The 12,776-nt window shown below is 69.9% G+C and carries 11 protein-coding genes and 1 riboswitch; of the genes, 8 read left to right on the forward strand and 3 right to left on the reverse strand.

The window, feature by feature from the left end:
- Nucleotides 1-8 precede the first annotated feature (8 nt).
- Entirely contained in the window at nucleotides 9-416 is a 408-nt protein-coding gene (locus GFK26_RS20375) for a hypothetical protein (protein ID WP_153283575.1), read from the reverse strand.
- Between the two features lie 155 nt (nucleotides 417-571).
- Between GFK26_RS20375 and GFK26_RS20380 the strand changes: the two genes are divergently transcribed.
- The 8 genes from GFK26_RS20380 to GFK26_RS20415 all read left to right on the forward strand — a co-directional run bounded on the left by GFK26_RS20380 (nucleotide 572) and on the right by GFK26_RS20415 (nucleotide 11,336).
- Nucleotides 572-805: a hypothetical protein gene (locus GFK26_RS20380; protein ID WP_153283576.1), complete on the forward strand. Its 234-nt coding sequence runs from the start codon at nucleotides 572-574 to the stop codon at nucleotides 803-805.
- Nucleotides 806-873: 68 nt separating this feature from the next.
- Nucleotides 874-1,164, forward strand: a riboswitch (cobalamin riboswitch).
- Between the two features lie 129 nt (nucleotides 1,165-1,293).
- The gene (locus tag GFK26_RS20385) at nucleotides 1,294-3,462 is read left to right on the forward strand and encodes a TonB-dependent receptor (RefSeq protein WP_153283577.1); all 2,169 of its coding nucleotides are present in this window, start codon (nucleotides 1,294-1,296) and stop codon (nucleotides 3,460-3,462) included.
- Between the two features lie 95 nt (nucleotides 3,463-3,557).
- Nucleotides 3,558-4,235: an energy-coupling factor ABC transporter permease gene (locus GFK26_RS20390; protein ID WP_153283578.1), complete on the forward strand. Its 678-nt coding sequence runs from the start codon at nucleotides 3,558-3,560 to the stop codon at nucleotides 4,233-4,235.
- 81 nt (nucleotides 4,236-4,316) lie between these two features.
- Nucleotides 4,317-5,393, forward strand: coding sequence for a cobalamin biosynthesis protein CobW (gene cobW / locus GFK26_RS20395; RefSeq protein ID WP_153283579.1), 1,077 nt, complete (start codon nucleotides 4,317-4,319; stop codon nucleotides 5,391-5,393).
- Nucleotides 5,394-5,400: 7 nt separating this feature from the next.
- A complete protein-coding gene (gene cobN, locus GFK26_RS20400; protein ID WP_153283580.1) occupies nucleotides 5,401-9,213 on the forward strand; it encodes a cobaltochelatase subunit CobN in 3,813 nt (1,270 codons plus the stop codon).
- Nucleotides 9,210-10,268, forward strand: a complete 1,059-nt coding sequence (locus tag GFK26_RS20405; RefSeq protein ID WP_153283581.1) for an ATP-binding protein — start codon at nucleotides 9,210-9,212, stop codon at nucleotides 10,266-10,268. The genes cobN and GFK26_RS20405 overlap by 4 nt, the downstream gene beginning before the upstream one ends.
- 224 nt (nucleotides 10,269-10,492) lie before the next feature.
- A complete protein-coding gene (locus GFK26_RS20410; RefSeq protein ID WP_416222502.1) occupies nucleotides 10,493-10,906 on the forward strand; it encodes a vWA domain-containing protein in 414 nt (137 codons plus the stop codon).
- 121 nt (nucleotides 10,907-11,027) lie between these two features.
- On the forward strand, nucleotides 11,028-11,336 hold the full coding sequence (locus GFK26_RS20415; protein WP_228121715.1) for a DUF1090 family protein: 309 nt from the start codon (nucleotides 11,028-11,030) through the stop codon (nucleotides 11,334-11,336).
- Between the two features lie 6 nt (nucleotides 11,337-11,342).
- Here the strand turns inward: GFK26_RS20415 and GFK26_RS20420 are convergent, their stop codons facing one another.
- Nucleotides 11,343-11,897, reverse strand: a complete 555-nt coding sequence (locus GFK26_RS20420) for an SET domain-containing protein (protein WP_153283584.1) — start codon at nucleotides 11,895-11,897, stop codon at nucleotides 11,343-11,345.
- Complete coding sequence (locus GFK26_RS20425; protein ID WP_194273919.1) at nucleotides 11,894-12,766, reverse strand: GNAT family N-acetyltransferase; 873 nt, start codon at nucleotides 12,764-12,766, stop codon at nucleotides 11,894-11,896. Before GFK26_RS20425 ends, GFK26_RS20420 begins: the two co-directional genes overlap by 4 nt.
- Between the last annotated feature and the right edge of the window lie 10 nt (nucleotides 12,767-12,776).

Here is a 12,776-nt window from a genome sequence, read left to right on the forward strand (position 1 = left end):
CTGGCTGGCTACAGGTCTTCGATCACCAGCGTCCGGTAGCGTTGCGCCATCGAATAAGGCACGGTGCGCACCATTTCCATCACGCGCTCGGTGATTGCGCCGTCCTTGGTGCGGATCAAGAGGCCCGTGTGGCCTTCGCGTGCGAGCTTGGTGTAGGCGCGCACGGTGGCACCGTCGGTGCCGGCGGAGGGCAGGGGGTTGTCGGAGTCCGCGACGGTGGGCGTGATCTCTTTCAGGATCGTCTCGGCGGGCAGCAGGTAGACCTCGTCGCCGCTCACGATGCCCTTGTCGATCAGGCCGTGGCCGATGCGGTTCGCGTCCTCCGCGCTGGGAAACATCACCAGGGCATGGCCGCTCGGGTAAAACGCGCCGCCGATGCTCGAGCGCATGTTGGGTTCAAGTGTGAAATGTTTCATGCTGCGTCCTTCTTCTGGTGCCGCTCCCTGCTCCTAACATAGGCGTCGCAACGGGCCGCCTCTGTAGGAGAAGCCCGAATACTGACAACCGCTGGCGCCTTTCATTCGTTCCAGGGGTGGCTCTTTCCTCTTTTCACTCCTTGCCTGCTGCCGTCATGCCTTCGCCTTCGCCTGCGTCCAGAGACATCGCACTCACCGTCCATGAACTGGAAGAGGGGGAGTTCTATTGGGTGCTCATGGAAGCCGTCGATGGCTCGCCCGGCGACATCACCCATGAGTACGCGCCACTCGAAGCCGCCCACCAGCCCTACGCCACCTATTCGAACGCGCTGGTGGCCGGCGTGGCGGTGCTGCGGCGGTTGTTCGGGCCCGACGGCAAGCCGGTCTGAGGCCGCCACGGGGAGGCGCTCCCTATAATCCCGGCGGTCGGAAACATTGGTTCACACCGGTGTCATCCGTCACCCCACGGTTCGAAGGTGCCCTGCACGACCAGTCACGGATTGGCGGCGGGGTTAAACGGGAAGCAGGTGCGAGGCGTCGATTTTTTGAACGACGCTTCCATTCCTGCGCTGCCCCCGCAACGGTCAGCGGATTTCGACACCCTCAGGTCCCGGCGATCTTTCGTCCGGGCAGCCACTGCGCTTCGGCGTGGGAAGGCGAGGGTGTCGGCGCCCAGGTGCATTCATTTCGATGTGCACCCCGGCGCACTCCGCGAGCCCGGATACCGGCCTTCGCAACCGCCTTCGGACGCTGCGGGAGAGCGTGTCCGGGCCTGCCGCTTTTCCCTCGCGCGAAACGGCACCGCCCCCAGCCTCTTCTCCCGCTTCGTCCTTGATCGGTCAGGAGCCTGCGGGGACGCGGGCCGGAGAAAAATCGAATGAATCAGGCATCGCCGCCTTTGCGCGATCGCCCGGGCCTGCCGGGCCTTTCAGCGCTTTCGCTGGGGCTCGGTCTCGCATGCGGGCCAGCCGTTGCCCAATCGGGTGAGGGTGACGCGGCGGGCCGCCCCAGCCTCGCGCCCGTGCAGATCGAGGCCAGCCGCCACACGCCGCTGGCCCTGGACGAGCCCACGCAAACGGGCAGCCGCCTGGGCCTCACGCCGCTCGAAACGCCCGCCAGCATCGAGGTGCTCACCGGCGACACCATCCGCGCACGTGGCGACGTGTCGGTGGTCGAGGCCGCGAGCCGCGCCACCGGCCTCACGGGCGCGCCGGCGCCGGGCAACGGCGGCTCGTCGCTGTCGGCACGCGGCTTCAATGGCCATGGCTCGGTGATGCAGCTGTACGACGGCACGCGCCTGTACGTGGGCGCGGGCACCGTCACCTTTCCGTTCGACACCTGGTCGACCGACCGCATCGAGGTGCTGCGCGGCGCGGCTTCGGTGATGTTCGGCGAAGGCGCCATCGGCGGCGCGATCAACGTGGTGCCCAGGAAGCCCACGCGCGGCCCGATCCGCAACGAAGCGCTCGTGACCGTGGGCTCCGACGCCACGCGCCAGGTCGCTTTCGGCAGCGGCGGGGCGGTCAACGACAGGCTGTCGTACCGCTTCGACATCAGCCACCGCACCACCGACGGCTTCATGGTGCGCGGCGAGGCCGAGAGCCTGGCCGTGGGCGGCGCGGTGCGGCTCGACGTGTCGCCGCAGCTGCAGTTCACGCTCTCGCACGACGAGGGCCGCCAGGCGCCGCAGCGCTATTTCGGCGTGCCGCTCATCAACGGCCGCCTGAGCCGCCTGAACCGCGAGCAGAACTACAACCTCGACGATGCCGAGGTGAAGTACCGCGACCGCTGGACCCGCCTCGACGCGCAGTGGACGCCCAACGACGCCGTCACCGTGCGCAACCAGCTCTACCGCCTGGACAGCAAGCGCCACTGGCGCGACAGCGAAACCTACACCTACAGCGCCGCCACGAACCGCGTGACGCGCGGCGACTACCTGGAGATCGGCCACGACCAGGAGCAGATCGGCAACCGCACCGACGCCACCTTCAAGCACGCGCTGTTCGGCCTGAAGAACCAGGTGCTGGTCGGCTTCGACGTGAACCGCATCGACTTCCTGAATGCGAGCGACACGCCCTACGGCGGGCGCTCGGTGGTCGACGCCTTCGTGTTCAACCCCGGCTCCTACGTGTCGCCCACGGCCTACCTGCCGCGCTACAAAACGAAGACCCGCACCTACGCCTTCTTCGCCGAAGACAAGCTGGCCTTCAACGCGCAATGGTCGGCGGTCGGCAGCCTGCGCTGGGACCACGCGAAGATCGTGCGCACCGATCCGCAGAACCGCGCCCCGCGCCTGGACAAGACGTTTGAATACGCCACCGGCCGCCTCGGCGTGGTCTACGCGCCCGACGCCGCGCAGTCGTTCTATGCGCAGGTGGCGCGCGCGGCCGATCCGCTCACCGGACTCATCAGCACATCGGCCACGCAGGTACCGTTCGAGCTCAGCACCGGCAGGCAGGTCGAGGTGGGCTACAAGCGCCAGCTGGCCGAAGGCCGCTGCGCCTGGAGCGTGGCCGCCTACCGCATCGAGAAGACCAAGCTGCTGTCGCGCGACGCGAGCGATCCGACGGTCGTGCAGCAGGTCGGCAAGCAATCGTCCGAAGGCATCGAAGCGACGCTCGACCTGGCGCTGAGCTCCACGCTGCGCCTCGAAGCCAACGCCGCGCGGTTGCGAGCGCGCTATGACGACTTCAACGAAGCGGTCGGCAAGTCGCTGGTCTCGCGCGCGGGCAACACGCCGACCGGCGTGCCCGAGGTGGCGGCCAACCTGTGGCTGCACTGGCGCTTCCTGCCGCAGTGGGAGGCCGAGTTCGGCGTGCGCCACGTCGGCGCGCGGCAGGTCGATGCGGCCAACACGCGCCGGATCGGCTCGTACACCGTGGCCGACGCGGGCGTGAGCTGGCAGGCGAACCGGTCGCTCAAGCTCGCGCTGCGCGCCTTCAACCTCGCCGACCGCAAGTACCCGGTCTCGTTCTCGAACAGCGGCAACCAGTGGCTGCTGGGCCGGCCGCGTTCGTTCGAGCTGTCGGCGCTGGTGAGCTTCTGAATGCGCGGCCATGAACCTATGACAAGGACTTGCGCAAGCCAGTCCCTCCCCCAACAATCAACTTTCGCACTTCGGTGCATTACAGGAGGTGCGTGATGCACATCGAACCCGGTCTCGTCGACGGATCCAAGATCTTTCTCAGCTATGCCACGGGGGCGGCCGCGCTGGCCTATACCGGCAAAGTCGCGTTCGACACCTTGCGCAAGGACGGGCCCCTCGGCCTGGCGCTGCGCTCGGTCTTCACCGTGATGCTCGTGTTCTGCTTCTTCGAGCTGTTCCCGCACCATCCCGTGGGCGTGTCCGAGGTGCACCTGATCCTGGGCACCACGCTGATGCTCCTGTTCGGGCTCGCGCCCGCGGCCATTGGCCTGGCGGGCGGGTTGCTCATCCAGAGCCTGTTCTTCGCACCACCCGATCTGCCGCAGTACGGCATGAACGTCACGACCTTGCTCGTGCCGCTGTTCGCCACCGCCGCGCTGGCCCGCCGCATCATTCCCGCCCACATGGCCTACGTGGACATCAGCTACCAGCAGGCCTTCAAGCTGTCGGTGGCCTACCAGGGCGGCATCGTGGTGTGGGTCGGCTTCTGGGCGCTCTACGGTCGCGGCACGGGGCTTGAGAACCTGAGCCAGATCGCCAGCTTCGGCGCGGCCTACATGACCGTCGTGCTGATCGAGCCGCTGGTCGACCTGGGCGTGCTGGCTGCGGCCAAGGCCTGGCGCCGCCTGCAGGGCACGGCCCTCGTCGAGCGCCGCCTGTACAGCGCCGTCTGATTCGCGCCCATCTGAAGAGGGGGCGCCGCTCGCCGGCGCCCGGTTCCCTGTGCGCCCTCGGCGCCTGAAAGCATCCATTCCATGACATCCAACAGCAACGCCAAGATCCCCGTCACCATCGTCACGGGCTTCCTCGGCAGCGGCAAGACCACGCTGCTGCGCCACATCCTCGGCAATGCCGAGGGCCGCCGCATCGCGGTGGTGGTCAACGAGTTCGGCGAACTCGGCATTGACGGCGACATCCTGCGCGGGTGCGGCATCGGCTGCGAGGATGAGGACAGCGAAGGCAACGATCGCGAAGTCGCGCTGTACGAACTCGCCAACGGCTGCGTCTGCTGCACCGTGCAGGAAGAGTTCCTGCCCGTGATGCTGCAGCTCGCCGAGCGCCGCGGCGACATCGACGCCGTGCTCATCGAGACCTCGGGCCTCGCATTGCCCAAGCCGCTGGTGCAGGCCTTCCAGTGGCCCGACATCGCGAACATCTTCACCGTCGATTCGGTGGTCACCGTGGTCGACGGCCCCGCTGCTGCCTCAGGTCAGTTCGCCGCGAACCCCGCGCAGGTCGACGTGCAGCGCCGCGCCGATCCCAACCTCGACCACGAGTCGCCGCTGCACGAGCTGTTCGAAGACCAGCTCTCGGCCGCCGACCTCGTGGTGCTCAACAAGACCGACCTCATGGACGCCGCCGCGCGCGCGCAGGTCGAGGCGCTGGTGCGCGAAGAGCTGCCGCCCGAAGTGAAGATCGTCGGCGCCACCGAAGGCAGGCTGCCGCTCGCGCTGCTGCTGGGCCAGGGCCGCGCCGCCGAGACCACCATCCACCTGCGCGAGAGCCACCACGACCACGAGGAAGACCACGACCACGACGAGTTCGACTCGCTCGTGATCGAGCTGCCGCCCGTGGAACGCGACAGTCTCATCGCCGTGCTGGCCGCTTTGGTCGAACAACACACCATCTACCGCGTGAAGGGTTTCGTCGCCGTGCCGAACAAGCCGATGCGCCTGCTGGTGCAAGGCGTGGGCCGCCGCTTCGACCACCACTTCGACCGCCGCTGGCGCGACGGCGAGGCGCAGCGCACGCGCCTCGTGTTCATCGGCGAAGATCTCGACGAGGCCGCGCTGCGCAAGGCGCTCGAAGGCGTGGCCGCCGTGCCCGCCTGATCAACGCATGCACCTGCTGAGCACCCAGCCCGGACGCTTCGTCGAGGACGATCCGAGCGTCGTCACCCGGCTCGACCAGACGCCGGGCGACATCGTGGTGCTCAGCTCGGCCGACACCACGCTCGCGCTGCTCGCGGCCGCGCGCACCGCGCTGGCGGCCACCGACCCCGGCTACCCCTCGCTGCGGCTGGCCAACCTCATGCACCTGCGCCAGCCTGCGTCGCTCGACCTGTACGTCGACGAGGTGTTGCGGCATGCGCGCGTGGTGGTGGTCGATCACCTGGGGGCCGAATCGGCCTGGGCCTATGGGTTGCAGCAACTCGAAAAACTCGCGAAGCGCCAGGGCCAGCAGCTCGCGATGTTCTCGGGCGACCTGCAGGAAGACGAAGACCTGCTCGCGCGCGGCACCGTGCCGCGCGGCGTGAGCCGGCAGCTCTGGCAGTACCTGCGCTCGGGGGGCGCGGGCAACGCGGCGCAGTTCCTGCGCGCGGTGGCCTTCCATGGCCTGGGCCATGGCGAGGCGCCGTTGCCGCCGCGCAGCCTGCCGCAGGTGGCGCTGCATGTGCCCGGTGGCATCGACGCGACGCACACGGTTGCGGGCATCGACGACCTGCGGGCCGGCTGGCATGCGAACGCGCCCGTGGTGGCGCTGGTGTTCTACCGCTCGCACCTGCTGTCGGGCAACACCGAGGCCTTCGACGCGCTGGCCGCCGCGCTGCATGCCGAAGGGCTGAACCCGCTGCCCGTGGCGCTCGATTCGCTCAAAGACCCGCTGTGCCTGTCTGCACTGCGCGCGTTGTGCATTGAGCACGACGTGCAGCTGGTGCTCAACACCACCGCCTTCGCTGCCTTGGGGCAGGGCGCTTCGGACGAGCACGGCGAGCCCATGGCGCTGGCCGGTGACGCGCCCGTGCTGCAGGTGATCGTGAGCGGCGGCAACCGCGAAGACTGGCTGGCTGACAGCCAGGGCCTGCGCCCGCGCGACATCGCGATGCAGATTGCCCTGCCCGAGATGGACGGGCGCATCGTCACGCGGGCCGTGAGCTTCAAGGGCCTGTCGCACCGCTGCGAACTCACGCAGACCGAAGTGGTCGGCTACCGGCCCGAGCCCGACCGCATCGCCTTCGTGGCCGAGCTGGCGCGCCGCTGGTGCCGGCTGCGCAGCCTGCGCGCGGATGAGAAACGCGTCGCGCTGATCCTCGCCAACTACCCCGGCAGCGAAGGCCGCATCGGCAGCGGCGTGGGGCTGGACACGCCGGCCTCGGTGATGGCCATCCTGCGCACGATGCAGGCCGAGGGCTACATGCTCGACGCGCTGCCCGCGGACGGCGACGCGCTGATGCGCAGGCTGCAGGAGGGCATCGCCAACGATCCCGCCCAATGGGCTGCACGGCCCGCGTGGCAGAGCTACGCGCTCGCCGACTACCGCGCCCGCCTCGCGGCGCTGCCCGAGGGCATGGCCGCTGCCATCGACGCGCAATGGGGCCCGCCCGAAAACGATCCGATGCTGCGCCAGGGCCGTTTCATGATCGCCGGGCTGCGGCTGGGCCGCGTGTTCGTGGGCATCCAGCCGGCGCGTGCGCTCGGGCCACTGGGTCTGGCCGACTACGCGAGTTACCACGACGCCGAGCTGGTGCCGCCGCACAGCTACCTCGCGTTCTACTTCTGGCTGCGCGATGTGTTCGCCATCGACGCGGTGGTCCACGTCGGCAAGCACGGCAACCTCGAATGGCTGCCGGGCAAGAGCCTCGCGCTGTCGTCCACCTGCTGGCCCGACGCCATCCTCGGGCCGCTGCCCAACGTCTATCCCTTCATCGTCAACGACCCCGGCGAGGGCGCGCAGGCCAAGCGCCGCACGCAGGCCGTGATCGTCGACCACCTGATGCCGCCGCTCACGCGCGCCGAGAACCACGGCCCGCTGCAGGACCTGGAGCGCCAGGTCGACGAGTACTACGACGCGCTGCTGGTCGACGCGCGCCGCGCCAAGGTGCTGCGCGCGCAGATCCTCGCGACCGTGCGCGCCCAGCACCTGGTCGAAGAGCTGGGCATGCCGGGCGCGGAAGACGATGTCGTGCTCGCACGCGTCGATGCCTACCTGTGCGAGCTGAAAGAAACCCAGATCCGCGACGGCCTGCATGTGTTCGGCGACTCGCCGCGCGCGCGGCTGCGGCGCGACACGCTGCTCGCGCTCGCGCGCTACCCGGCCGGCGACGGCGCGGGCGAGAACGCCGGGCTGCTCGGCGCGCTCGCGGCCGACCTGTTGCCGGGCGAAGCCTTCGACCCGCTCGACATCGACGCGGCGAAGCCCTGGCAGGGCGCGCGGCCCGCGCTGCTGGCGGCCGTGAGCGACGAGGCGTGGCGCCACCAGGGCGACACGCGCGAGCGGCTGGAGCTGCTGGCCCAGCAGCTGCTCGAAGCGGAAGCCTGTCCGCCCGATCTGCCGCGCACCGCTGCCGTGATGGGTCGCATCGAACGCCACCTCGCACCCGCGCTCGATGCGTGCGGCGGGGAAGAACTGCGTCAGCTGTCGCGTGCACTGCAAGGCCGCTTCGTGCCGCCGGGCCCGAGCGGATCGCCTTCGCGCGGTCGGCCCGACGTGTTGCCGACCGGGCGCAACTTCTACGCGGTCGACACGCGCGCCATCCCCACGCCCACGGCCTGGATGCTCGGGCTCAAGTCCGCCGCGCAACTGGTCGAACGCCATCTGCAGGAGCACGGCGACTACCCGGTCGCACTGGGCTTGTCGGTCTGGGGCACGGCCACCATGCGCACCGGCGGCGACGATCTGGCGCAGGCCTTCGCGCTCATCGGCGTGCGCCCCAAGTGGGCACCGGGCAGCCAGCGCGTGGTCGATTTCGAGGTGCTGCCCACGGTCGGCATCGGGCGTCCGCGCATCGATGTCACGGTGCGCATCTCGGGCTTCTTCCGCGATGCCTTTCCCAATGCCGTGCAGATGTTCGACGCCGCCGTGCAGGCCGTGGCCGCGCAGGAAGACGAAGACGCCGAGCGCAACCCGATCCGCGCACGCATCCTGCGCGAGGCCGCGGCGCTCGAAGCGCAGGGCGTGGCGCCCGGCGAGGCGCGCACGCAGGCCGGCTGGCGCGTGTTCGGCTCCGCGCCCGGCAGCTACGGCTCGGGCCTGCAGCCGCTGTTCGACCACGGCGACTGGCAGACCGACGACGACCTGTCGAAGGCCTACGTCGGCGGCAGCGCCCACGCCTACGGGCAGGGCAGCGACGGCGTGCCTGCGGGCGATGCGCTGGTGCGCCGACTGCGCACGATGAACGTCGTGCTGCAGAACCAGGACAGCCGCGAGCACGACCTGCTCGACTCCAACGACTACTACCAGTTCCAGGGCGGCATGGCCGCCGCCGTGCGCCACCTGAGCGGGCAGCAGCCGGCGATGTACCACGGCGACCACGGCAACCCGCAGGCGCCGCGCGTGCGCACGCTGAAGGAAGAAATCAGCCGCGTGATCCGTTCGCGCGTGGTCAACCCCAAGTGGATCGACGGCGTGAAGCGCCACGGCTACAAGGGCGCCTTCGAGATGGCTGCGACCGTCGATTACCTCTTCGGCTTCGACGCCACCGCGCGCGTGGTGGGCGACCACCAGTACGCGATGGTGGCCGACGCCTACGTGCTCGACGAGGCCACCCGCGACTTCGTCAACACGCACAATCCGCGCGCGCTGCAGGACATGCTCAACCGCCTGCTCGAAGCCATGCAGCGCGGCCTCTGGCAGTCGCCCGGCGACTACAAGAACCAATTGGAAAACCTGCTGCTCGACCACGAGCAGCAGATGGAAGGAAGCCCCCGATGACCACAGCCGCCCCGATGCCGGTGCCGTTCCCTTTTGCCGCGATTGCCGGCCAGCCGCAGCTGCGCCAGGCGCTGCTGCTGGCCGCGGTCGATCCCGCGCTGGGCGGCGTGCTCATCGAAGGCCCGCGCGGCACCGCCAAGACCACGGCCGCGCGCGCGCTGGCCGAGCTGCTGCCCGGCGCGCCCTTCGTCACGCTGCCGCTGGGCGCGAGCCTCGAAAGCCTCGTGGGCACGCTCGACCTCGGGCAGGCGCTGGCCGGCCATGAACTCAAGTTTGCGCCGGGCCTGCTGGCGCGCGCGCACGGCGGCGTGCTGTACGTCGATGAGATCAACCTGCTGCCCGACGCGCTGATCGACTCGCTGCTCGATGCGGCGGCCAGCGGCGTCAACGTGGTGGAGCGCGACGGCATCTCGCACCGGCACGCCGCGCGCTTCGTGCTGGTCGGCACCATGAACCCGGAAGAGGGCACCTTGCGACCGCAGCTGCTCGACCGCTTCGGCCTGTGCGTGCGGCTGCGCAACCTGCAGGATGCGGCCGAGCGGCAGGCCATCGTGCGGGCGCGGTTGGCTTTCGATGCTGATCCGCAGGGCTTTCGCGCCGCACACGCGGATGAAGAGGCAGCGCTCGCCGCCGCGCTGGTGCGTGCGCGAAGTCTTGTGGCGGATGCAACGGCACTGTCGTATGGCGATGCCGTGCACGAAGCCGTCGGCGCGCTGTGCATCGCGGCCGGCGTGGACGGCCTGCGTGCCGACCTCGTGATGCTGCGCTCCGCGCGTGCGCTCGCGGCGTGGGAGGGCGCGGCATCGATCACTGATGACCATGTGCAGCGTGTCGCCGAGGCGGTGCTGCTGCACCGGCGCCATCCGATGGCCGAAGCTGCGGCGGACCCCCCGGTGGCGTCGCCAGCTCCTCGTCATAACCCCAGTGACGCGCCCTCGCGCAATGCCGGCGACGGCGACTGGGGCGCCATGCCGCCCGAGCCCGTCGGCATCGAGCGCGTGAAGCCGCTGCGTCCGCTGATTTCCGCGCAGCAGGCCGCCCCAAAAAAAGCCTGAGCCTCCGGGACGCCGCACCCGCTGGCGCACGCCAGGGTGACCGGAGGCAGGGCACGCAACGGGACGCATGGCACGGCGCCGCCGCGCCCGGCACCGCCTTCGACTGGCCACGCACGCTCGTCGCTCGCGGCGCCGACCAACTGCGCGCCGCGCACCTGCGCCATCGCCCGCAAGAGGGGCGCAGCGGCACGCTGCATTGCTTTCTGCTCGACTGCTCGGCTTCGATGCGCCACGACGGCCAGCTCGCGCGCGCCAAGGGCCAGCTGCTCGCGCTGATGCAGGAGGCCTACCAGTGGCGCGACCATGTGGCGCTGCTGTGCTTTGCCGGCGACGTGGTCGAGCTGCGCCTGCCGCCGCGCCGCGCGAGCGCCTGGAACGACGACTGGGTCGCGCCCATCGCGGCCGGCGGTGGCACGCCGTTGGCGCTGGGCGTGCAGCGCGCGCAGCAACTGCTGGCGAAGCACGAGACCCGCCAGCGCTGGCTCTGGCTGCTCACGGACGGCCGCAGCAACGAAAGCCCCGCGCGCCCCGCCGCCGCGGACGTCGCCTGCGTGATGGACTTCGAGCGCGCCCGCACGCCGCTGCACCGGGCGCGGCAGCTGGCGGCGCAGTGGGACGCGCGCTACTTCAGCGCCTGAATCACAGGTGCGACCTTGGCCGACCGGAACGGCTGCGATCTGAAGGGGTGAAGGCCTGTTCCGTCGAGGAGTTCAGGTACCGTACGGCATGCGTCCGAAACCCCGTCTCCTGGCCCTTGCGTTGACCCTGGCAATACCCGCCGCCTTTGCACAAGCCGAGCCCTCCGCACAGCCGTTGAATGCCGAAAACTGCGCGGCGCAAGAAGCGGTGCTCGAGCGCGAAATGGCCCTGGCCCGTTCCCGCGGCCAGATGCTGCGCCGGCGCGAGCTGGCCGACACCCTGAGCGCGCTGCAGTTGCGCTGCCAGGCGCTCGCGCCGGTGAGCCGCGAAGTGCGTATCGAGAAGCTGGAACACGAGATCCGCACGCTGCGTGCCGAGCTCGAACGCGCGGAGGCACAACTGCGCAGCGTGAAGAGCGAGTCGCCCTGAGCTACTTCACCAGGGCAGTTCGCTGATCGGCCTGCGCGGGTCTGAAACGGCCGGCGCCACATCGGCGGGGGTGGCCGGCCCGTCTTTCTCCGCCACGGCCTCCACCGGCGCCAGCATCGTCCCGCGGCAGTTCGGCGAGCCACAGTGGCAGGGGTACTTCGAGGGCGGCGAGCCGTCGTCGGCCGTCAGCGAGTAGTCGATGAACAGTTCGTCGCCGGCCTCCACCGCCTCCATCGTCTGGAACCGCAGCACCATCTCGCCCGCCTCGTCGAACTCCTCGACTGCTTCGCAGTTCGGCTCGCAGGAATGGTTGAGGTGGCGCGTGGCGTTGCCGCCCTTGGCGCCGTCGATGGTTTCGCCGGTCGTCAACGTGAACAGGTAGGTGAGCTGGTCGTCCCAGACCTTGGCCGCGACTTCCTGCTTGGTGTAGCGGCGGCCTTCGTAGAGGCCGAGAAAGGCTTCGGCCGGCAGGTCGCGCGTGGCGAAGGCGCCGAGGCCGTGCACGCCGCTGGGGCCCACGCGGATGAACGGGGTGGACGAGGTTCGCTTGTGGGGCTTCATGAACGGACGGGGCGCGAGGAGTCGGAAGAGGAATCGGAAGAGGTGGGCTGGAGTGTCGCGGTCATCTCGATCTGGCGGATGACAAGCGTGGCGCCGCGTGCGGTCAGCGCGCGGTGCATCGGGCTGCCCTCGGGCTCGTCGACCAGCCGCCAGCGTGCGCCGGGGCGTGCCTGCGCGAGCGCGTCGAGCAGCGCATGGGCCGAGGCCTCGTCGGGCGCGGCGGCATCGAGCAGCGTGTTCAGCGGCAGCGGTGTGGGCAGGAGGACGGCGTAGCCGCCCGTTGCGGTCCCCAGCGCGAGGGCACCGTCGTGCGCCAGCGCACCTTGCACGGTCGGCCACTCGCGGCGCCAGGTCGGGCGCGAGAGGGCGGTGCAGGCTGCATGCACAGCGGCGAGCGTGCCGGTGTCGGGCGTCGTCGGGTTCGCGGCATTGGCGGGAGATTCGAAGCTGCCTTCGAGCACTTCGAGCGTGCGGACTTCCACGAAACCCGCCTGCTCATAAAGCTGCCGCGCCGGGTTCTGTTCGATGACTTCGAGCTGCACCTGCGCGATGCCGGCGGCCGACAGGTCGCGCAGCTGCGCCTCGATGAGCTGTTTCGCCAGCCCCCGACGGCGCTGCGCGCTCGCGATGCCGAAGCCCGCGAGATAGGCACGCGGCCCGCGCCGGCCGACGAGCGAGAGGCCGCAGGCGTCGCCATCGACGACGATCACGCGCGAGAGCGCCAGGTCGGCTTCCGCGCGCCGCACATGCCGCTCGAACATCGCGCGGTCGAACGCGATCGGCACGAAATAGTCCTCGTAGGAACGGTTCCAGAGCGTGGTGAGTTCGTCGATGCCGAAGTGGGCGGCGGGAACGATGTCGAAGTTCATGGGATGGATG

The sequence above is a fragment of the Variovorax paradoxus genome, from assembly GCF_009498455.1.
Lineage (GTDB): Bacteria > Pseudomonadota > Gammaproteobacteria > Burkholderiales > Burkholderiaceae_C > Variovorax > Variovorax paradoxus_H.

What these genes read in the sequence shown, in the direction of transcription:
- GFK26_RS20375 (WP_153283575.1), bottom strand. Translation starts at nt 416, where the DNA reads ATGAAACATTTCACACTTGAACCCAACATGCGCTCGAGCATCGGCGGC.
- GFK26_RS20380 (WP_153283576.1), top strand. Translation starts at nt 572, where the DNA reads ATGCCTTCGCCTTCGCCTGCGTCCAGAGACATCGCACTCACCGTCCAT.
- GFK26_RS20385 (WP_153283577.1), top strand. Translation starts at nt 1,294, where the DNA reads ATGAATCAGGCATCGCCGCCTTTGCGCGATCGCCCGGGCCTGCCGGGC.
- GFK26_RS20390 (WP_153283578.1), top strand. Translation starts at nt 3,558, where the DNA reads ATGCACATCGAACCCGGTCTCGTCGACGGATCCAAGATCTTTCTCAGC.
- cobW (WP_153283579.1), top strand. Translation starts at nt 4,317, where the DNA reads ATGACATCCAACAGCAACGCCAAGATCCCCGTCACCATCGTCACGGGC.
- cobN (WP_153283580.1), top strand. Translation starts at nt 5,401, where the DNA reads ATGCACCTGCTGAGCACCCAGCCCGGACGCTTCGTCGAGGACGATCCG.
- GFK26_RS20405 (WP_153283581.1), top strand. Translation starts at nt 9,210, where the DNA reads ATGACCACAGCCGCCCCGATGCCGGTGCCGTTCCCTTTTGCCGCGATT.
- GFK26_RS20410 (WP_416222502.1), top strand. Translation starts at nt 10,493, where the DNA reads ATGCGCCACGACGGCCAGCTCGCGCGCGCCAAGGGCCAGCTGCTCGCG.
- GFK26_RS20420 (WP_153283584.1), bottom strand. Translation starts at nt 11,897, where the DNA reads ATGAAGCCCCACAAGCGAACCTCGTCCACCCCGTTCATCCGCGTGGGC.
- GFK26_RS20425 (WP_194273919.1), bottom strand. Translation starts at nt 12,766, where the DNA reads ATGAACTTCGACATCGTTCCCGCCGCCCACTTCGGCATCGACGAACTC.